Annotated in this window: 23 protein-coding genes and 1 tRNA gene; 18 read left to right on the top strand and 6 right to left on the bottom strand. The window is 70.5% G+C overall.

Annotated elements, in window-relative coordinates:
• Positions 1–89 precede the first annotated feature (89 nt).
• A complete protein-coding gene (locus ENE75_RS06685) occupies positions 90–320 on the bottom strand; it encodes a PP0621 family protein (protein WP_128197104.1) in 231 nt (76 codons plus the stop codon).
• Positions 317–1,132, bottom strand: coding sequence for a cytochrome C assembly family protein (locus tag ENE75_RS06680; RefSeq protein ID WP_128197102.1), 816 nt, complete (start codon positions 1,130–1,132; stop codon positions 317–319). Before ENE75_RS06680 ends, ENE75_RS06685 begins: the two co-directional genes overlap by 4 nt.
• 46 nt (positions 1,133–1,178) lie before the next feature.
• On the opposite strand from ENE75_RS06680, the gene ffh reads away from it, so the two are divergent.
• A complete protein-coding gene (gene ffh / locus ENE75_RS06675; protein ID WP_128197100.1) occupies positions 1,179–2,531 on the top strand; it encodes a signal recognition particle protein in 1,353 nt (450 codons plus the stop codon).
• A 165-nt stretch (positions 2,532–2,696) separates the two neighbouring features.
• Complete coding sequence (locus ENE75_RS06670) at positions 2,697–3,389, top strand: DUF2726 domain-containing protein (RefSeq protein ID WP_128197098.1); 693 nt, start codon at positions 2,697–2,699, stop codon at positions 3,387–3,389.
• A 101-nt stretch (positions 3,390–3,490) separates the two neighbouring features.
• Here ENE75_RS06670 and ftsY read toward each other — a convergent pair whose 3' ends face one another.
• Positions 3,491–4,567: a signal recognition particle-docking protein FtsY gene (gene ftsY, locus ENE75_RS06665; RefSeq protein WP_128197096.1), complete on the bottom strand. Its 1,077-nt coding sequence runs from the start codon at positions 4,565–4,567 to the stop codon at positions 3,491–3,493.
• Between the two features lie 61 nt (positions 4,568–4,628).
• On the opposite strand from ftsY, the gene ENE75_RS06660 reads away from it, so the two are divergent.
• The 3 genes from ENE75_RS06660 (at position 4,629) to miaB (ending at position 6,536) form a co-directional block, all read left to right on the top strand.
• A tRNA-Met gene (locus tag ENE75_RS06660) sits at positions 4,629–4,705 on the top strand.
• A 68-nt stretch (positions 4,706–4,773) separates the two neighbouring features.
• On the top strand, positions 4,774–5,169 hold the full coding sequence (locus tag ENE75_RS06655) for a hypothetical protein (RefSeq protein WP_128197093.1): 396 nt from the start codon (positions 4,774–4,776) through the stop codon (positions 5,167–5,169).
• The gene (gene miaB / locus ENE75_RS06650) at positions 5,166–6,536 is read left to right on the top strand and encodes a tRNA (N6-isopentenyl adenosine(37)-C2)-methylthiotransferase MiaB (RefSeq protein ID WP_128197091.1); all 1,371 of its coding nucleotides are present in this window, start codon (positions 5,166–5,168) and stop codon (positions 6,534–6,536) included. Before ENE75_RS06655 ends, miaB begins: the two co-directional genes overlap by 4 nt.
• On the opposite strand, the gene ENE75_RS06645 is transcribed toward miaB, so the two are convergent.
• Entirely contained in the window at positions 6,499–6,777 is a 279-nt protein-coding gene (locus ENE75_RS06645; RefSeq protein WP_128197088.1) for a hypothetical protein, read from the bottom strand. The two genes, miaB and ENE75_RS06645, sit on opposite strands and share 38 nt — an antisense overlap.
• A gap of 74 nt (positions 6,778–6,851) precedes the next feature.
• Between ENE75_RS06645 and hemA the strand changes: the two genes are divergently transcribed.
• The 9 genes from hemA (at position 6,852) to ENE75_RS06600 (ending at position 14,535) form a co-directional block, all read left to right on the top strand.
• The gene (hemA, locus tag ENE75_RS06640; RefSeq protein ID WP_128197086.1) at positions 6,852–8,168 is read left to right on the top strand and encodes a glutamyl-tRNA reductase; all 1,317 of its coding nucleotides are present in this window, start codon (positions 6,852–6,854) and stop codon (positions 8,166–8,168) included.
• 53 nt (positions 8,169–8,221) lie between these two features.
• Positions 8,222–9,304: a peptide chain release factor 1 gene (gene prfA, locus ENE75_RS06635; protein ID WP_128197084.1), complete on the top strand. Its 1,083-nt coding sequence runs from the start codon at positions 8,222–8,224 to the stop codon at positions 9,302–9,304.
• A complete protein-coding gene (gene prmC, locus ENE75_RS06630; protein ID WP_128197077.1) occupies positions 9,301–10,140 on the top strand; it encodes a peptide chain release factor N(5)-glutamine methyltransferase in 840 nt (279 codons plus the stop codon). The genes prfA and prmC overlap by 4 nt, the downstream gene beginning before the upstream one ends.
• 71 nt (positions 10,141–10,211) lie before the next feature.
• Complete coding sequence (locus tag ENE75_RS06625) at positions 10,212–10,787, top strand: hypothetical protein (RefSeq protein WP_128197074.1); 576 nt, start codon at positions 10,212–10,214, stop codon at positions 10,785–10,787.
• 120 nt (positions 10,788–10,907) lie between these two features.
• Positions 10,908–11,225, top strand: coding sequence for a Grx4 family monothiol glutaredoxin (gene grxD / locus ENE75_RS06620; RefSeq protein WP_128197072.1), 318 nt, complete (start codon positions 10,908–10,910; stop codon positions 11,223–11,225).
• 13 nt (positions 11,226–11,238) lie between these two features.
• Positions 11,239–11,802, top strand: a complete 564-nt coding sequence (locus ENE75_RS06615; protein WP_128197069.1) for a UbiX family flavin prenyltransferase — start codon at positions 11,239–11,241, stop codon at positions 11,800–11,802.
• Between the two features lie 24 nt (positions 11,803–11,826).
• A complete protein-coding gene (locus tag ENE75_RS06610) occupies positions 11,827–12,252 on the top strand; it encodes a hypothetical protein (protein ID WP_128197067.1) in 426 nt (141 codons plus the stop codon).
• A 13-nt stretch (positions 12,253–12,265) separates the two neighbouring features.
• The gene (locus ENE75_RS06605; RefSeq protein WP_128197065.1) at positions 12,266–12,736 is read left to right on the top strand and encodes a DUF6152 family protein; all 471 of its coding nucleotides are present in this window, start codon (positions 12,266–12,268) and stop codon (positions 12,734–12,736) included.
• Between the two features lie 83 nt (positions 12,737–12,819).
• Complete coding sequence (locus ENE75_RS06600) at positions 12,820–14,535, top strand: PAS-domain containing protein (protein ID WP_128197063.1); 1,716 nt, start codon at positions 12,820–12,822, stop codon at positions 14,533–14,535.
• Here the strand turns inward: ENE75_RS06600 and hemL are convergent.
• The gene (gene hemL / locus ENE75_RS06595; RefSeq protein WP_375138477.1) at positions 14,526–15,764 is read right to left on the bottom strand and encodes a glutamate-1-semialdehyde 2,1-aminomutase; all 1,239 of its coding nucleotides are present in this window, start codon (positions 15,762–15,764) and stop codon (positions 14,526–14,528) included. The two genes, ENE75_RS06600 and hemL, sit on opposite strands and share 10 nt — an antisense overlap.
• Positions 15,765–15,816: 52 nt before the next feature.
• Complete coding sequence (gene thiD / locus ENE75_RS06590; RefSeq protein ID WP_233258965.1) at positions 15,817–16,782, bottom strand: bifunctional hydroxymethylpyrimidine kinase/phosphomethylpyrimidine kinase; 966 nt, start codon at positions 16,780–16,782, stop codon at positions 15,817–15,819.
• A 201-nt stretch (positions 16,783–16,983) separates the two neighbouring features.
• On the opposite strand from thiD, the gene ENE75_RS06585 reads away from it, so the two are divergent.
• The 4 genes from ENE75_RS06585 (at position 16,984) to ENE75_RS06570 (ending at position 18,597) form a co-directional block, all read left to right on the top strand.
• Positions 16,984–17,136, top strand: a complete 153-nt coding sequence (locus ENE75_RS06585) for a rubredoxin (protein ID WP_128198207.1) — start codon at positions 16,984–16,986, stop codon at positions 17,134–17,136.
• A gap of 39 nt (positions 17,137–17,175) precedes the next feature.
• On the top strand, positions 17,176–17,601 hold the full coding sequence (locus ENE75_RS06580) for a response regulator (protein ID WP_128197057.1): 426 nt from the start codon (positions 17,176–17,178) through the stop codon (positions 17,599–17,601).
• A gap of 66 nt (positions 17,602–17,667) precedes the next feature.
• Entirely contained in the window at positions 17,668–18,033 is a 366-nt protein-coding gene (locus ENE75_RS06575; RefSeq protein WP_128197055.1) for a response regulator, read from the top strand.
• 12 nt (positions 18,034–18,045) lie between these two features.
• Entirely contained in the window at positions 18,046–18,597 is a 552-nt protein-coding gene (locus ENE75_RS06570; RefSeq protein ID WP_128197053.1) for a chemotaxis protein CheW, read from the top strand.
• The last annotated feature ends 28 nt before the right edge of the window (positions 18,598–18,625 follow it).

Below are 18,625 nucleotides of genomic sequence, written 5' to 3'. Positions count from 1 at the left end.
GGCGGTGCGGCGGCCGCCCTGCCGTCGGTCGCTTCGCCGCCGGTCGCCTTGACGCCGGTCGGCGTATCGACGGTCGATCCCGCCAGTGCTCACCGTGGCCCGGAACGCCGATGGGCGTCGCCGCAGTACGGCCGCCCCTGCGGGTCGAACAGTGCGTCGGCGCGCGGCAGCCGCAGATCGCAATGCGCGCAGGCCACCATCTCGGCGGGCCGAGTGCGCCCGGTGCCGGTTCGGCCGCGTCCGGCAGCTTGCCCGGGCTTCGGGCGCCAGAGCAGCCACAGGACCACGACCACCACCAGCACCACCAGCAGGTACTTCATCCCGCGCGCTCCAGCACCACTTCCAACACGAAGCGCGACCCTGCATAGGCCAGCAGCAGCAGCGCGGCGCCGGCGTAGAGCCAGCGTGTGGCCTGCCGCCCACGCCAGCCGTTGCGCCGGCGTCCGGTCAACAGCGCGGCGAAGACGGCCCAGCCCAACAGTGAGAAGACCGTCTTGTGATCCCAGGTCCAGTGGGCACTGGTCAGCATGCCGAGCAGCAGCGTGGCCGAAAGCACGGCAAAACCAGCCTCGACGAACCGGAACGTCATGCGCTCGAGTTGCAGCAGCGGCATGCCCCCACCGGCGGGTTCGGCCAGGCGCAGCCGCAGTCGGCGCTCGGCACCGTCCAGGAGCAGCGCGTGCAGCACGGCCGCCCCGAACAGGCCGTAGGAAGCGACGCCCAGCACGAAGTGCAGCGGCGCCCAGGGGGACGACATGACCCGCGGTTCGCCCGGGAACAGCCACGCCAGCGCCACCGCCGCAGTGCCGGACGCCGCGAGCATGCGACGCACGCCGGGCAGCGGCACGAGCCGGCTCTCGATGCCGTGCACCGCGATCACGAGCCACACCGTGATCGACAGCACCGGCGCGAACCCCAGGCGTGCGCCTGGCGCCTGCTGCCCCCAGCCGCCGATGTCCAGCAACAGCAGGACAAGGTGCAGCCCCCAGCCGGCCACCAGCACGGGTGCCGACCAGCCCGCCGTGCGACCGGCGGGTGGCAGGGCCACCGCGAGGTAGGCCAGCAAGGCCAGGGTGGCCACTGCCAGCGGGGCAGGGCCGCTCCAGGCGGCAGGCCCGGTCGATAGAATCATGCGCTGAAGTGTACCGATCCGGGCCCTGCCAAACGGGCCCCAGCGCATGGCCTCCACCCTCACCGACCGCCTGTCGCGCCTGGTCAAGACCATGCGCGGGCAGGCCCGTATCACCGAGAGCAACGTGCAGGACATGCTGCGCGAGGTGCGCATGGCCCTGCTCGAGGCCGACGTGGCGCTGCCGGTGGTCCGCGACTTCATCCAGCGTGTCAAGGACAAGGCGCTGGGCCAGGAGGTCGCCGGTTCGCTGAACCCGGGCCAGGCCCTCGTCGGCATCGTGCACAAGGAACTCGCGGCGACGATGGGCGCGGGCGTGGCCGACCTCGACCTCGCCACGCAGCCGCCCGCGGTGATCCTGATGGCCGGTCTTCAGGGCGCCGGCAAGACCACCACCACCGCCAAGCTGGCGAAGCTGCTGATCGAGAAACGCAAGAAGAAAGTGCTGACGGTCTCGGCCGACGTCTACCGCCCGGCCGCCATCCAGCAGCTCAAGACCGTGACGGGCCAGGCCGGCGCCGAGTGGTTCGCGTCCACACCCGAGCAGCAGCCGCAGGACATTGCACGAGCCGCGCTCGACCACGCCCGGCGCCACCACTTCGACGTGCTGCTGGTCGACACCGCGGGCCGCCTGGCCATCGACGAGGCGCTGATGGCCGAGATCCGCGCGCTGCACGCCGCGGTGCATCCGGTCGAAACGCTGTTGGTGGTTGACGCCATGCAGGGCCAGGATGCGGTCAACACCGCCAAGGCCTTCAAGGAGGCGCTGCCGCTGACCGGCATCGTGCTGACCAAGCTCGACGGCGATGCGCGTGGCGGTGCCGCGCTGTCGGTCCGCCAGGTCACCGGCGCGCCGATCAAGTTCGCCGGCGTCTCCGAGAAGATCGACGGGCTGGAGGTCTTCGACGCCGAGCGCCACGCCGGTCGTGTGCTGGGCATGGGCGACATCGTGGCCCTGGTCGAGGAGGTCCAGAAGGGCGTCGACTTGGCGTCGGCCCAGCGGCTGGCCGACAAGGTCAAGAGCGGCGGCTTCGACCTCAACGACTTCCGCGACCAGATCTCCCAGATGAAGAAGATGGGCGGCCTTTCCGGCCTGCTGGACAAGCTGCCCAACCAGATCGCCCAGCGCGCCCAAGGGGCCGACATGGACCGTGCCGAGCGCGACGTCCGCCGCATGGAGGGCATCATCTGCGCGATGACGCCGCTGGAGCGCCGCAAGCCCGAACTCATCAAGGCCAGCCGCAAGCGCCGCATCGCCGCTGGTGCCGGCGTGCAGGTGCAGGAGGTCAATCGCCTGCTCAACCAGTTCGAACAGATGCAGGGCATGATGAAGAAGATGAAGGGCGGCGGCCTGATGAAGATGATGAAGCGCATGGGAGGCCTGCCGGGCATGCCGCGCTGAGCACGTGGGCCAGTCAGTGACGGCCGGGCGGCTGCGTGCGAAAGTGCACGGGTGGCTGGTTCTGGCAGCGGCCTGTTGCGACTGGATACGCCTTTTCCCCGGGCAAGGCTGGAGTTGAGGCTGGAGCGGCCGTAATTTCCGTCACTCACCCCGTACAGCCGACGCATGGAACTCCTCGACCCTCTCTTCGCCGTGGCGCTGGCTGTCGCCGGCTTGCTGATGCTGAGCCTGATGGCCCTGCGCCGTCGCCAGCGTCATGGCCGCGGGGGGGCGACGGCGCGGCAGGAGGCGCTGGATACGGTGGCTGGCTGGCCGCCCGAGGCGGCGCGCATCCTCAGCGTCACCGAGCGCCAGGCGTTCGACCTGCTCAAGCGTGCCCTGCCCGGTTTCATGGTGCTGGCGCAGGTGCCGTTGTCGCGCTTCGTCCGGGTGCCGATGCGGCACTCCTACAACGACTGGCTGCAGCGCGTCGGTCAACTCAGTGCCGACCTCGTGATCTGCGACATCGGCTCGCGTGTACTGGCCGTCGTCGACATCCGATCTGCCGAGGAATCGCCCCGGAGTCGCAAGCGTCACGAACGCATGGCCCGCGTGTTGAAGGCGGCCGGGATACGGGTGCACGTCTGGCGCGAGGGCGACCTACCGTCGGCCAGCGAGGTGCGCAACGTGATCGGTGCGGCCCTGGTCGACAACGCGCCGCGACCGGTGGGAAGCACCTCGCGGCCGGTGCCGCTGATCCCGGTGGCCGAAGCCGCCGAGATCGACGACCTGCTGGCCGCCGGTGACAAGCTCGACTACGGTGCCGGCATGGAGCCGGTGGCCTCCGCCTTCTTCGACGAGCTCGAGACGGTCAAGTAGCCACCGTCGCCGTGCGGCTCGGCGCTCCCACGGTCTCGCAGAGCCCGACCGCTTCGGCAGGCTGATGCCACCCAGCAGCAGGGACTGGCTTCAGTTCAGCCTCAGCCCAGCAGCGCCTGCGCGAACTCGCGGGCGTCGAACGGTTGCAGGTCCTCGAGCTGCTCGCCGACCCCGATGAAGTAGACCGGCACCTCGCGCCCGGTCTCCTTCTGCCAGGCGGCGATTGACGCCAGCACCCCGCCCTTGGCCGTGCCATCGAGCTTGGTCACCACCAGGCCCGTGAGCTGCAGCGCCGCGTCGAAGGCCTGAACCTGCGCCAGGGCGTTCTGCCCCGTGTTGCCATCCACCACCAGCAGCACCTCGTGCGGCGCGCCGTCCATCGCCTTGCCGATCACGCGCTTGATCTTCTTCAACTCGTCCATCAGGTGAAGCTGAGTCGGCAGTCGACCGGCGGTGTCGGCAATGACGACATCGCAGCCGCGCGCGCGGCCGGCCTGCACGGCGTCGAAGCTCACGGCCGCGGGGTCGCCGCCTTCCTGCGCCACGATTTCCACCCGGTTGCGGTCGGCCCAGACGCCGAGCTGTTCGCGCGCCGCCGCGCGGAAGGTGTCGGCCGCGGCCAAGAGCACCTTGCAGTCACCTTCGGCCAGGTGGCGGGTCAGCTTGCCGATGGTCGTGGTCTTGCCGGCGCCATTGACGCCGGCGACCATGATCACGGTGGGCGTCGTCTCACCGATCTCGAAGGGCCGCTGCAGCGGCGAGAGCCAGTCGGCCACGACGTCGGCCAGCAGCGCCTTGACCTGCGCCGGGTCGGTGGCCTTGGCGGCCTTGACGCGCCGCTTCAGGTCGTCGAGCAGCGCGGCGGCGGCCTTGACGCCGGTGTCGGCCATCAGCAGCGCGGCTTCCAGTTCCTCGTACAGCGCCTCGTCGATGCGGGTGCCGGTGAAGACTTGGGCGATGCCGCTGCCGGTGCGCGACAGCCCTTGCCGCAGGCGGCTGAACCAGCCGGGCCGGCTGGCGGCGGGCGAAGGCTCGACGCTTGCCGGCTCACTGGCGGCAACGGGTGGCGACGGTGGCGTCGGGGCACTGGCCGCCGCCGGGATCGCGGCGACGGCGGGGGGCGGTGGTGCGCTCGGTTCGGCAGCGGCCGGTGCCTTCTTGCGGAAAAAGCTGAACATGCGTGGAAAGTTTGAGGCGGGCCTTTGCACCGGGCTGCGCCCCGCTATAATGCGGAGTTCAGGCGCTTTAGCTCAGTCGGTTAGAGCGACGGAATCATAATCCGCAGGTCCGGGGTTCGAGTCCCTGAAGCGCCACCAAGATCCCGGCCCGAGGCTGCCACCGCAGTTCCTCGGGCTTTTTGTTTCACAGCCCCTGGATCCACACCATGCCCCGCTGTGCTTCCCTGGCCCTCGCGGCCGTGCTCCTGGCCGGCGTCGTCACCGTGCCGCCCGCCGTCGCCCAGATGCAGCGCCCGTTCCCGGCCACCGCGCTGCGCGGCGACATGCGCTTCGATCAGCCGCCGCAGGTGCTGCTCAACGGCCAGCCGGCGCGGCTGGCGCCCGGGGCGCGCATCCGCGGCGCCGACAACCTGCTCAAGCTCTCCGGCGCGCTGGCGGGCCAGGCCCACACCGTGCACTACACCGTGGACCCGTACGGCCTGGTGCTGGACGTGTGGTTGCTCACCGATGCCGAACGTGCCCGCCAGCCCTGGCCGCGCACCCCCGCGGAGGCGGCCAGCTGGCGTTTCGACGCCGCCGCGCAGGCCTGGAGCCGGCCATGAAGAAGGTCTACATCCGCACCTTCGGCTGCCAGATGAACGAGTACGACTCGGACAAGATGGCCGACGTGCTGCGCGCCGCCGACGGCTACGAACCGACGCCCGATCCCGAGCAGGCCGACCTGATCCTCTTCAACACCTGCTCGGTGCGCGAGAAGGCGCAGGAGAAGGTGTTCAGCGACCTCGGCCGCGTGAAGCACCTGAAGAAGAACGGGGTGCTGATCGGTGTCGGCGGCTGCGTGGCCAGCCAGGAGGGCGATGCCATCGTGCAGCGCGCGCCTTTCGTCGACATCGTCTTCGGCCCGCAGACCCTGCACCGCCTGCCGCAGATGATTGCGCAGCGCCAGGTGCAGCAGCGGCCGCAGGTGGACATCAGCTTCCCGGAGATCGAGAAGTTCGACCATCTGCCGCCGGCCCGGGTCGAGGGCGCCTCGGCCTTCGTGTCGATCATGGAAGGCTGCAGCAAGTACTGCAGCTACTGTGTCGTGCCCTACACCCGCGGCGAGGAGGTCAGCCGGCCGTTCGACGACGTGCTGACCGAGGTCGCCGGCCTGGCCGACCAGGGCGTCAAGGAAGTGACCCTGCTGGGCCAGAACGTCAACGCCTACCGCGGGGCGATGGGCGACAGCGGCGAGATCGCCGACTTCGCGCTGCTGCTGGACTACGTGGCCGAGGTCCCCGGCATCGAACGCATCCGCTACACCACCAGCCACCCCAACGAGTTCACGGGCCGGCTGATCGAGGCCTACGCGCGCATCCCCCAGCTGGTGAACCACCTGCACCTGCCGGTGCAGCATGGCTCCGACCGCATCCTGATGGCGATGAAGCGCGGCTACACGGCGATGGAGTACAAGTCCACGATCCGCAAATTGCGCGCCGTGCGGCCCGACATCAGCCTGTCGTCGGACTTCATCGTCGGCTTCCCCGGCGAGACCGAGGACGACTTCGGCCGCATGATGAAGCTGATCGAGGACGTCGGCTTCGACGCCAGTTTCAGCTTCATCTTCAGCGCGCGGCCCGGCACGCCGGCGGCCAGCCTGGCCGACGACACGCCCAAGGACGTCAAGCTGCAACGCCTGCAGCACCTGCAGGCCACGATCGAGGCCAATGTCCGACGCATCTCGGCGGCCCGTGTGGGGACGGTGCAACGCATCCTCGTCGAAGGCCCGTCACGCAAGGACCCGCGTGAACTGATGGGGCGGACCGAGTGCAACCGCATCGTCAACTTCGACGGTGGCCCGCTGCGCGACCGCCTCGTCGGCCAGATGCTGGACGTGCAGATCACCGAGGCATTGCCGCACTCGCTGCGCGGCCGCGTGGCCACGGCCGAACTCAGCGCCGGCGCAGGAACACCCGCCACCACAGCGTGAGCGCCGCGGCGAGCACCATCGCGCCGTAGGTGGCCATGCGGCCGTCCTGCCCGTAGAACAGCAGGCCGGCGACGGTCACCCCCGCGGCTGCCACGGCCGTGGGCACGGCCAGCCGCCACCAGGCCAGACCGCGCGTCTCCTGCCGCCACAGCAGCTTGGTGGCTGCAGCGGCCACGGCACCCAGCCCGGCAGCGGGCAGGAACAGGTTCAGCAGGTGCCAGAAGGCGTCGATCGGGCCCATCGCGAGGTCTCGGCTTGACGCCGGTCAAGCCGAAAGGCTGGGCGTCCGCAGGGGCTGGATCCTACAATCGGGTCGTGAGCGTTGTTGCCCTCGGTTTGAACCACACCACCGCGCCGCTGGATCTGCGTGGCCGGTTCGCGTTCGCGCCCGACCAGCTGCCGATGGCGCTGCGAGGGTTCCGCGACCGGCTGCAGCGCGTGGCGCCGGAGGCGGCGCTGGTTTCCACCTGCAACCGCACCGAGCTCTATGTCGCGGCCGACCCGCGCGTGGCGCAGGAGATCGCGCGCCCGGCGCTGGACTGGCTGGCCGAGCAGGGCGGTGTCCAGGGCAGCCTGTTGCAGAGCTACACCTACGTCCGCGAGGACCGTGAAGCGGCCCGCCATGCCTTCCGCGTGGCCGCCGGGCTGGATTCGATGGTGCTGGGCGAGCCGCAGATCCTCGGCCAGATGAAGGAAGCCGTGCGCCAGGCCGACGAGGCGGGCACGCTGGGGTCCACGCTGCACCAGCTGTTCCAGCGCAGCTTCTCGGTGGCCAAGGAAGTGCGCACCGCCACCGAGATCGGCGCGCATTCGATCAGCATGGCCGCCGCCTCGGTGCGCCTGGCGGCGCAGCTCTTCGAGGACCTGCGCGACATCCGCGTGCTCTTCGTCGGCGCCGGCGAGATGATCGAGTTGGTGGCCACCCACTTCGCCGCCCGCCAGCCCAAGGCGATGGCGGTGGCCAACCGCACGTTGGAGCGCGGCGAGAAACTGGCCGGCCGCTTCGGTGCCCAGGCGCTGCGCCTGTCGGACCTACCTGACCGCCTGCACGAGTTCGATGCCGTGGTGTCGTGCACCGCGAGCTCGCTGCCCATCATCGGCCTGGGTGCGGTCGAGCGTGCGCTCAAGGCGCGCCGCCGCCGGCCCATGTTCATGGTCGACCTGGCCGTGCCGCGCGACATCGAGCCCGAGGTGCAGGCGCTGTCGGACGTCTACCTTTACACGGTGGACGACCTCTCCGCCCTCGTGCAGTCGGCCGGCGAGAAGCGGCGTGCCGCCGTGCAGCAGGCCGAGGCCATCATCGATGCCGGCGTGCTCAGCTTCGAGCACTGGCTGGACCAGCGCGCCGCCGTGCCGCTGATCCAGGCCCTGCACCAGCAGACTGACGACTGGCGGCAGGCGGAGATCCAGCGCGCGCGCAGGCTGCTGGCGCGCGGTGCCGATGTCGACGCGGTGCTGGAGGCGCTGTCCCGGGGCCTCACGCAGAAGCTGCTGCATGGCACGATGGCTGAACTGCGCAGCGCCGAGGCGCGTGACCGCGAGCAGCTCGCCGCCACCGTCTCGCGCCTGTTCCTGCGCAGCCGCGGCGCGGCCGAAGGCCCGGACGCCGGCGACGCCGGCGAACCCCGCTAGCGCCCCTGCGGCCGCGCCGGCACCCCGCGGTGCCGGTCCACCGTGCAGTGCCCATGGATCTTCCCCGCCCCCCGTTCGAACGCCTGGAGATGCGCCTGGCGGAGCTCGATGCCGCGCTGGCCGACCCGCAGGTGCTCGCCGACGTCACGCGCTGGCGCCGGCTGTCCCAGGAGCAGGCCGAGGTGGCGGAGGTGGTCACGCTGTGGCGTCGCTTCCGCCAGCGCGAGGACGATCTGGCCACCGCGCGGGACATGGCCGCCGACCCGGAGTTCGCCGAGATGGCGGCCACGGAGATCGCCCAGGCCGGCGAGGACATCGCCGCGCTGCAGGCGCGTCTGCGCCTGGCCCTGGTGCCGCGCGACCCCGACGACGAGCGCAACGCCTTCCTCGAGATCCGCGCCGGTACCGGTGGCGACGAATCGGCCCTGTTCGCCGGTGATCTGGCGCGCATGTACCTGCGCTGGTGCGACCGCCAGGGCTGGCGGGTGGAGGTCCTGAGCGAGAGCCCGGCCGAGCTGGGCGGCTACAAGGAGGTGGTGTTCCGCGTCGAAGGCCGTGGCGCCTACGGGCGTCTGCGCTTCGAGAGCGGTGGCCACCGCGTACAGCGGGTCCCAGCCACCGAGAGCCAGGGGCGCATCCACACCAGCGCCTGCACGGTGGCCGTGCTGCCCGAGCCGGACGAGGCCGAGGAGATCACCCTCAACCCGGCCGACCTGCGCATCGACACCTTCCGTGCCAGCGGGGCTGGTGGCCAGCACATCAACAAGACCGACAGCGCGATCCGGATCACCCACCTGCCTACCGGCCTGGTGGCGGAGTGCCAGGACGACCGCAGCCAGCACCGCAACAAGGCCAAGGCGATGGCCGTGCTGCAGGCGCGGCTGCGTGACCAGGATCGCAGCGAACGCGCCGCGAAGGAAGCCGCCACGCGCAAGGGTCTGGTCGGCAGCGGCGACCGCAGCGACCGCATCCGCACGTACAACTTCCCCCAGGGTCGCGTCACCGACCACCGCATCAACCTGACCCTCTACAAGCTGGGCATGGTGATGGACGGTGACCTCGACGAGCTGGTCGATGCGCTGGCGTCGGCGCGCGCCGAGCAGCAACTGGCGCAGCTGGAGACCGGCGGCGCATGACGCCCACCGTGGCAGGTGCCCTGGCCGAGGCGCGCCGGCGCGGCGTGGACCGGCTGGACGTGCAGTTGCTGCTGAGTGCGCTGCTGGGCCGGCCGCGTGCGTGGCTGATTGCCCACGACGACACGCCGCTGGACGCAGCCCAGGTGGCCCGGCTCCAGGCGGCCTTCGACGCCCGCCTGGATGGCGTGCCGCTGGCCTACCTGACTGGCGAGCAGGTCTTCTGTGGTCTGACCCTGGCCGTAGGTCCGGGCGTGCTGGTGCCGCGGCCGGAGACCGAGGGGCTGGTCGAGTGGGTTCGGTCTTGTCTGCACGACCGGGCCGACGCGGCCGTGGCCGACCTGGGCACCGGCAGCGGTGCCATCGCGCTGGCGATCAAGGCGACGTGCCCGGCGGCGCGGGTCACGGCGGTCGAGCGCAGCCCGCAGGCGCTGGCCATCGCGCGGGACAACGGCAGACGTCTGCAACTGGACGTGGACTGGCGCCACGGTGACTGGTGGCAGCCGCTGGTGGGCCAGCAGTTCGACGTCGTCGTGGCCAACCCGCCCTATGTGGCCGACGGCGACCCGCACCTGGTGGCCCTGCATCACGAGCCGGCGTCGGCGCTGGTGGCGGGTGCCGACGGTCTCGACGACCTGCGTGACATCGTGGCCACCGCACCGGCTCATCTGCGGCCCGGGGGCTGGCTGTTGCTGGAGCACGGCCACGACCAGGGCGCGGCCACGCGCGGGTTGCTGGCTGCCGCGGGGTTCGTGTGCGTGTGCACCCGGCCCGATCTGGCCGGCCTGGACCGTTGCAGCGGCGGGCAGATGCCGGAACTGGGTGTGGAAACGGCCTGAAACCGTGCCCCACGGGCTCCGGCCCCGGGTCTACGATGTTCCCGTGCTAGCTGCTCTCGCGGGAGGTCACGATGCGGATTCCAACCCCGGCCCGGGTGGTGCTGTCCACGGCGGCGCTGTCCGCGGTCATGGCTGCCCAGGCGGCCGATGGGCTGCAGCTGACATCGGCCCAGGCCTGGCCGGTCCTGCAGGCGCGCGTGAACCTGCTGCTGGCGCGCCCCGAGTCCGGCCGCAGCCTGACGCTGCAGCATGCCGCACTGCTGGGGGATGTCTATCTGGAGCGTCACGGCGGTGATCCTGACGCGCGCTGGCGTGGCGGCTTCCGTGCCACCAGCGGGGTCGTGCTCGGCGGCATCGGGCCGTCGGTGGCAAGCGCGGCCGGGCCATGGTCGCCATCGCTGCTGGCCGTGCCACAGGACGCCCCGTCCGCCGACCGTGAGGTCTGGCCCTACGTCGGCTTCGGCTATTCCGGGCTCGCGCCGCGCGGCGGGTGGGGGTTCTCGGCCGACCTGGGCATCGCCTTGCGCCAGGGCGCGGCGGCCGCTGAACTGGGTCGCGCGATCTTCGGCCTGCGCGGCTGGGAGGGTACGCTGCGCCGGCTCGACGCCATGCCAATGTTGCAGCTGGGCGTGCACTACCGCTTCTGACGGTCGCATCGGCGCCTCCCGGTACCGACCGCGCCAGCGGGGGTTTCGACGGTGCGGCGTGGCGCCCACGGCTTCTGTGTGTACAGTGCTGCCTTTCGATCCCTGACCACCGCCTCCGCCATGTCCGACACGCAGCAACGCATCGACGAGATCGTCAAGGGCCACCCCGTGGTGCTCTTCATGAAGGGCACGGCGCAGTTCCCCATGTGCGGCTTCTCCGGCCGCGCCATCCAGATCCTCAAGGCCTGTGGCGCGCAGAACGTGGCCACGGTCAACGTGCTCGAGGACGAGGGCATCCGCCAGGGCATCAAGGAATACGCCAACTGGCCCACCATCCCGCAGCTGTACGTGAAGGGTGAGTTCGTCGGTGGTTCGGACATCATGATGGAGATGTACGAGTCGGGCGAACTGCAGCAGGTGCTCGGCCAGGGCACCTGATCACCGACCCCGGATGACACGCCGCCTCGTCGTCGGCATCACCGGCGCGACGGGCGCGGTCTACGGCCTGCAACTGCTTCGCCGGGCACGCGTGCTCGGGCTGCGCACCCACCTCGTGGTCACGCCGGCCGGCGTGCTCAACGCCCACCACGAGCTCGGCCTGGACCGCCGGGCGCTGGAAGCCGAGGCCGATGAGTCGCACGCCCCGGGCGACGTCGGCGCCTGCGTGGCCAGCGGCAGCTTCGACGCCGCGGCCATGGTGGTCGCACCGTGTTCGATGAAGACGCTGGCCGCCGTGGCGCACGGGCTGTCGGACAACCTGCTCACGCGTGCGGCCGACGTCATGCTCAAGGAGCGGCGTCGGCTGGTGCTGATGGTGCGCGAGACGCCGTTGAACCTGGCCCATCTGCGCAACATGACGGCCGTCACCGAAATGGGTGGCGTGATCTTCCCGCCGCTGCCGGCCTTCTACCACCGGCCTGCGAGCATCGACGAGATGGTCGCGGACACCGTCGAGCGTGTGCTGGCGCTGGTCGGGGCCGATGGCGCCCAGCCGCAGCGCTGGCAGGGGCTGTAGCGACCTACGGCCTGCGGGCCAGCCATGCAGGGCCTGACCGCGATCGCCGAGCACCCCTGGGCCTACCCGGCGCTGGAGGTGGTGCACATCGTGGGCATTGCCCTGCTGCTGGGCAACCTCGTGCTGGTGGAACTGCGCCTGTGGGGCGCTGCGCCGGCACTGCCGCTGCGCCCCCTGGCCCGTCTGGCGCTCGCGATCGCGGTGGCCGGCTTCGGCCTTGCGGCGGCCAGCGGCCTGCTGATGTTTGCCGCGGCGCCGGGTGAACTGCTGGCCAACCGGCTGTTCCTGCTGAAGATGGGGTTGCTGGCCGCAGCCGGGGTCAATGCGGGCCTGTTCCATGCCCGCGATGGACTGCATCGCGCGGACGCCGTGGCGCGGGCGCAGACCGTACTCTCGCTGGGGTTGTGGCTGGCGGTCATCATGGCCGGCCGCTTCATCGCCTACCTCTGAAGGAGAGACCGCCATGCAACGACGATCCCTGCTGCTGGCTGCCGGCATGGCGCCATGGGTACACACCGCGCAGGCCCACCACGGCTGGAGCAGCTTCGACCAGAACCGGCCGATCTACCTGGAGGGCACGGCGGCGGACGTCCGCTGGCGCAACCCGCATGTCGAACTCATGCTGGTGCCCGCCGCCGAGATGGCCCTGCCGGCCGACCTCACCAGCCGGGCGCTGCCGGCGCAGACGGCCCCGGTCGACGGTGCCGCCTTGTTGAAGGCGGCGCGTCTGTCGCAGCGGCGTCACCCGCGCTGGACGATCGAACTCGCCCCGCTGTTCCGCATGAACGCCTGGCAGGTGGCCGAGATCCGGGATGGTGACAGTCTGGCGGTGATCGGCTTCACCTTTGCCGGGGAGCAGGGTGACCCGGTGCTGCGGGTGGAGTACCTGTGGTCAGGTGGTGGCACCTACGGGCTGCGCTCGTCGCCGGCCTGACGCGCGCGGGAGGACATGCCGCGCAGGGCTGTTCCGACGAGGCAGAATGAACAGACACCACCGACCGAACGGCCCCCGACGCGATGGAAGCGCTTGCCCTCCTCCGACCGGTCTGCGACACGCTCGACAGCCTGGGGGTGGCGGCCTGCGTGCTCGATGAACACGACAGGACACTGACCTGGAACCGGAGCTTCCTGCGGTTCTTTCCGGAGCATGGCGGGCACATCTATTCCGGTGAGCCGTACGAGGCCAACCTGCGCCGGTTCTTCGAGGCGCGCACGCCAGGCCTGCCCATGGCACAGCTGGCACAGCGGGTGACGGACGCATTGGCGCGCCACCGGGCGCAGCACCGCGCCCTTGCCTTCGACCATCGGGGAAGGCGGCTGCGCGTGGGTTCGCTGCCGCTGCCGGGCATCGGCCGCATCCGCATCTGGACCGAGCATGCCATGCCTGTGCTGGGCGGCCCGGTGGATCCCGGCCGGACCGAACTGGGTCTGTTCGACCACCTGCCCGATGCAGTCATGGTGACGACCGAAGACGGCCTGATCGCCTGGGTCAACGAGACCTTCGTCCATGCCTACGGCCTGCCCGACCGCGAGGCTGCAGTTGGTCAGCGTTTTGAGGTCCTGTACGCCGAGGTCTGGAGCGACAAGCCCGATCGTCATCGGTACCGCGAAGGCAGCGCCGCCCTCGTCGATCGCCTGCGCCACATCGGCGCCCCCTTCGAGTTGCCGTTGCCGATGGACCGCTGGGTCCGCATCGTCGGCCAGGCCGGGCCGGAGGGGCGCGGCATCTACGCCCATGTCGACATCACCGAGCTCAAGCGCAATGAACGCCGGCTGATGGAGGCGGAACAGCGCACCAAGGCGAGTGAGGCCGCACTGCAGCACAAGTCCACGCTGCTGGAGGCCATGCTTGCGCGCATGGAGCAGGGCGTGATGATGGTCAATGCCGACCACGTGGTCGAGGTGTGCAACCCGCGGGCGATCGAACTGCTGGGGCTGCCGCCGGACCTGATGGCCTCACACCCCCGGTTCCAGGACGTGCTCGAGTACCAGTGGTCGACCGACGAGTTCCGTGACACGTCGGAGGACCTGAAGGCCTTTGTCCGAGCCGGTGGCATCCTGGACATACCCCAGATCTACGACCGCGCGCGCCCCGACGGCCGCATCATCGAGGTGCGCAGCGTGCCGCTCGAAGGCGGCGGCGTGCTGCGCACCTACACCGACGTCTCCGACCGCCGGCGGCGCGAGGACAGCATCCGCCAGCTCGCGCAGCGCGACGACCTCACTGACCTGTTGAACCGCGCGTCTTTCCGTGAGCGGCTGGCAGGCCTGCTGCCGGTGACGGCCGAGGATGGCTTCGCGCTGCACTTCATCGACCTTGACCACTTCAAACCGGTGAACGACCGCCATGGCCATGTCGTCGGCGACCGGGTCCTGGCGGCGCTGGCCGATCGCCTGCGCGGCTTGGCGCGCGATGGCGACACCGTCGCACGTCTGGGAGGCGACGAGTTTGCCGTGCTGCAGATGGGGGTCCGGCGCGCTGACCACGCCCTGGGCCTGGCCCATCGCATCGTCTCCATGCTGTCTCAGCCGCTGGTCGTCGACCGCATCATGGTGCAGGTCGGGGCCTCGGTGGGCGTGGCACTGGCCCCGCACGCCGGTGGCGATGTCGAGACGCTGATCCGCCATGCCGACGATGCCATGTACGCTGCCAAGGCGTCGAGGCGTGGCACGGTCCGCATACATGGCCATGATGGCGCGGCCGCCGTGCCGGCCGCGGGCGATCAGCCCTGACGCAGTGCCTCGCGCGCTGCCTGCAGCGTGGCGGCGATGTCGGCCTCGGTGTGGGTGGCGCTGACGAAGCCGGCCTCGTACAGCGCCGGCGCCAGGTAGACGCCGCGGTCGAGCATGGCGTGGAAGAAGCGGTTGAAGCGCTCCTTGTCCGTGGCCATCACGGCCGGGTAGTTCTGTGGCAGGTCAGCGGCAAAGAAGAAGCCGAACATGCCGCCTTCGCTGTCCACCGCCATCGGCACGCCGGCATCGCGCGCCTCCGCGGCCAGGCCGTCGACCAGCGCTCGCGTGCGGGCGGCCAGGGCGTCGAAGAAGCCGGGGCGCGAGATCTCGCGCAGCGTGGCCAGCCCGCAGGCCGTGGCCACCGGGTTGCCGCTGAGCGTGCCGGCCTGGTAGACCGGGCCCAGCGGAGCCAACTGGGCCATCACGTCCCTGGAACCGCCGAAGGCGGCCAGCGGCATGCCGCCGCCGATGACCTTGCCGAACACGCTCATGTCCGGCTGGAAGCCCGGGATCAGCCGCGCGTACAGGCTCTGCGCACTGCCCAGCGCGACGCGGAAGCCGGTCATGACCTCGTCGAACACCAGCAGCGCACCGTGCTGCGTGCAAAGCTCGCGCAGGCGGGTCATGAACGGCACGCTGGCGCGCACGAAGTTCATGTTGCCGGCGATGGGCTCGATCATCACGCAGGCGATCTCGTGCCCGCGTTCGGCGAAGGCCTGCTCGAGTTGGCCGACGTTGTTGTACTCGAGCACCATCGTGTGCTGCACCACTTCCGGCGGCACGCCGGCGCTGGTGGGGTGGCCAAACGTGGCCAGGCCGGAGCCGGCCTTGACCAGCAATGCATCGGCGTGGCCGTGGTAGCAGCCCTCGAACTTGACGATGGCCGAGCGCCCGGTGGCGCCGCGCGCCAGGCGCAGGGCGCTCATGCCGGCCTCGGTGCCGCTGGAGACCAGGCGCACCTGCTGCACCGACGGCACCTGCGCGATGATGGCTTCGGCCAGTTCCGCCTCCGCCTCGGTGGGCGCGCCGAAGCTCAGGCCGTCGCGTGCCGCCTTCATCACCGCGTCGAGCACCGCCGGATGGCCGTGGCCCAGGATCATCGGCCCCCAGGAGCCGATGTAGTCGATGTAGCGCCGGCCCTCGACGTCCCACAGGTAGGCGCCCTCGGCGCGGCGGATGAAGCGCGGCGTGCCGCCGACAGCGCGGAAGGCCCGCACCGGCGAGTTCACGCCGCCCGGGATCACGCGCTGCGCGCGCTCGAAGGCCTGGACGTTGCTGCGTTCAGTGGACACGGCGGGAAGCTCCCTTGCTCTTGGGTTCGTCGGCGGCTGCGGCTTCGGGTGGCGTGGCGTCGTCCGCCTGGCCGGCGGCGTCCTCGTCGGCCGGCGGCAGGGCCCAGAAGAAGCGGTCGGGCACCACATGCCCCATGCCAGGGCGGAAGCCGGCATCCAGGCTCTGGTCCAGGAAGGCCAGCGCCTCCCCCACCGCGGCCTGCAGTTCGCTGCCGGCAGCCAGCAGCGCCGCGAGCGCGGCGGCCAGGGTGTCGCCGCTGCCGACGAAGCTGGTGTCGAAGCGCTCGAACTTCTCCCCCGTGAGTGCGCCCTGCGGCGACGCGAGCACGTTGTCGATGAACTGCTCCGTGCCCTTGCTCGGCAGCAGCACGCCGGTGACCAGCACGTAGCTGGTGCCATGTTCGCCGGCGGCCACGGCCAGTTCGCGCGGCGACGGCGGGCGTTCGCTGTCCCAGTCGGGCAGCAGCAGTTCCATCAGCGTCTGGTGGTTGCCCACCAGCACCTCGGTCGCTGGCAGGATCAGTTCGCGGAAGGCTTCCAGGTAGTTTTGCTGCTGGTCCTCCTCGAGCCACGACAGGCTGGGCAGGTAGGACACCAGGGGGGCGTCGGGGTAGTCCGACAGCACCTCGGCCACGGCGCCGAGCACCTCGGCACTGCCGAGGAAACCGACCTTGAAGCCGGAGAGCGTGACGTCCTCGAGCACGCCACGGGCCTGTTCGACCACCACCTCGGGGTCGAGCAGGTGCTGGTCGAACACCTCCGCGGTGTCGCGCATCACGATGCTGGTCACCACCGGGAGCGCGTGTGCCCCCATGGCCGCCACGGTGGCGATGTCACCAGGCAGGCCGCCTGCGCCGCTGGGGTCGCTGGCGTTGAAGCACATCACGCAGGCCGGTGGCGGGGCCTCCTGACCCGGATCGAGGGTGTCGGCGACCGGGGGGGATTCGGGGTTCATGGGAAATTCCAACGGGCGTGCCGGACCGGCGTTCGGCATCGGGAAACAAGGTGTGGCAATCGGCCTGCAAACTTCCAGCGAAACTCGAGGAGTGTTGCCTATGTGCTCACAATTCCTTGATTTTCGGGCAGACGCCGTCGCTACAATGCATCGTCATTGTAGTGATCGAAGTGCCCTCACGTGAGCGAACCTCGCACCTGGATGTGCCTGATCTGCGGCTGGATCTACGACGAGGCGGCCGGTGACCCCGAGCACGGCATCGCCCCGGGCACGGCCTGGGCCGACGTGCCGATGAACTGGACCTGTCCCGAGTGCGGTGCCCGCAAGGAGGACTTCGAAATGGTCCGCATCTGACCCGGCAGGCCCAGCGGCGTGTCGGAACGAGGAGTCCAAGTGGAACTTCCAGCGGAGTCTGAGGCGGCCGGCGCGGCTGCGGCACCGGCCGCGGGTGCGCGCGTGCTGGTGGTGGACGACAGCAACACCATCCGCCGCAGCGCCGAGATCTTCCTGCGCCAGGGCGGGCACCAGGTGGTGCTGGCCGAGGATGGCTTCGACGCGCTGTCCAAGGTCAACGACCACGCCCCCGAACTGATCTTCTGCGACATCCTGATGCCGCGCCTGGACGGCTACCAGACCTGCGCCATCATCAAGCGCAACCCCCGCTTCGCGCACGTGCCGGTGATCATGCTGTCCTCCAAGGACGGCCTGTTCGACAAGGCGCGCGGGCGCATGGTCGGCTCGGAGGACTACCTGACCAAGCCGTTCACCAAGGAACAACTGCTCAAGGCCGTGGAGGCCTTCCGGCGGCAGCCGACCTGAGGCCGATCGCGGCCCGCGTTCCATCGGCCACGCCGCCCCGCGCCGAGCACCACGAGGAATCCAGCCATGCCCATCCAGAAAGTCCTGGTCGTCGACGATTCCAAGACCGAGCTCTACCACCTGTCCGACCTGCTCGGCAAGAAGGGCTACGCGGTCCGCACCGCCGAGAACGGCGAGGAGGCACTGCGCCGCCTGGCCGAGGAGAAGCCCGACCTCATCCTGATGGATGTGGTCATGCCGGGCCAGAACGGTTTCCAGCTCACGCGCACGATCACCCGCGATCCGCGGTGGGCCGACGTGCCGGTCATCATGTGCACCAGCAAGAACCAGGAAACCGACAAGGTCTGGGGCATGCGCCAGGGTGCGCGCGACTACATCGTCAAGCCGGTCAACGCGGACGAACTGTTCGCGAAGATCAAGGCCTTCGACTGAACCCGGCAAGCGATGGCACGCCACGACGCGCTCCGTGACCTGCAGGCCCGTCTGGCCGAGCGGCTGCAGGCCGTGCAGTCGACGACACAGCGCACGGCCTGGCTGGCGGTCGAGTGCGAGCGGCAGGGGCTGTTGTTCCCGCTCGCGACGGCCGGGGAGATCTTCGCCGTGCCCACCCTGCTGCCGGTGCCGCACACCTTGCCGTGGTTCGTGGGCGTGGCCAACCTGCGCGGCGGTCTGCACGGCGTTGTCGATTTCGCGGCCTTCCTCGGTCTGCGCGGCCCGCGCCCGGCTGGCGAACCCTGGCGTGAACAGGCCCGCGTGCTCGCTCTGAACCCTGCGCTCGGCAGCCATGCCGCGCTGATCGTCGACAGGCTGGCCGGCCTGCGCAGCCCCAACCAGTTGCAGGCCGAAGCCGCGGCCGACGGGCCGCGGCCCGCGTTCGCCGGAGGGCGCTGGCGGGACGAAGCCGGCCGGGTATGGCAGGAGATCGACCTGGCGGCGCTGGCCGTGCACCCCCAGTTCCTGGGCATTGCCCAGGCGTTGCCGACCGTTCACGCCTGAAGCCGGCTCGCCGCCCCCCCACAGAGAC

It is taken from the genome of Rubrivivax albus (genome assembly GCF_004016515.1).
GTDB lineage: Bacteria > Pseudomonadota > Gammaproteobacteria > Burkholderiales > Burkholderiaceae_C > Rubrivivax > Rubrivivax albus.
Note: the sequence above shows the minus strand (reverse complement) of the source record. Positions and strands in the feature narration are given on the sequence as shown.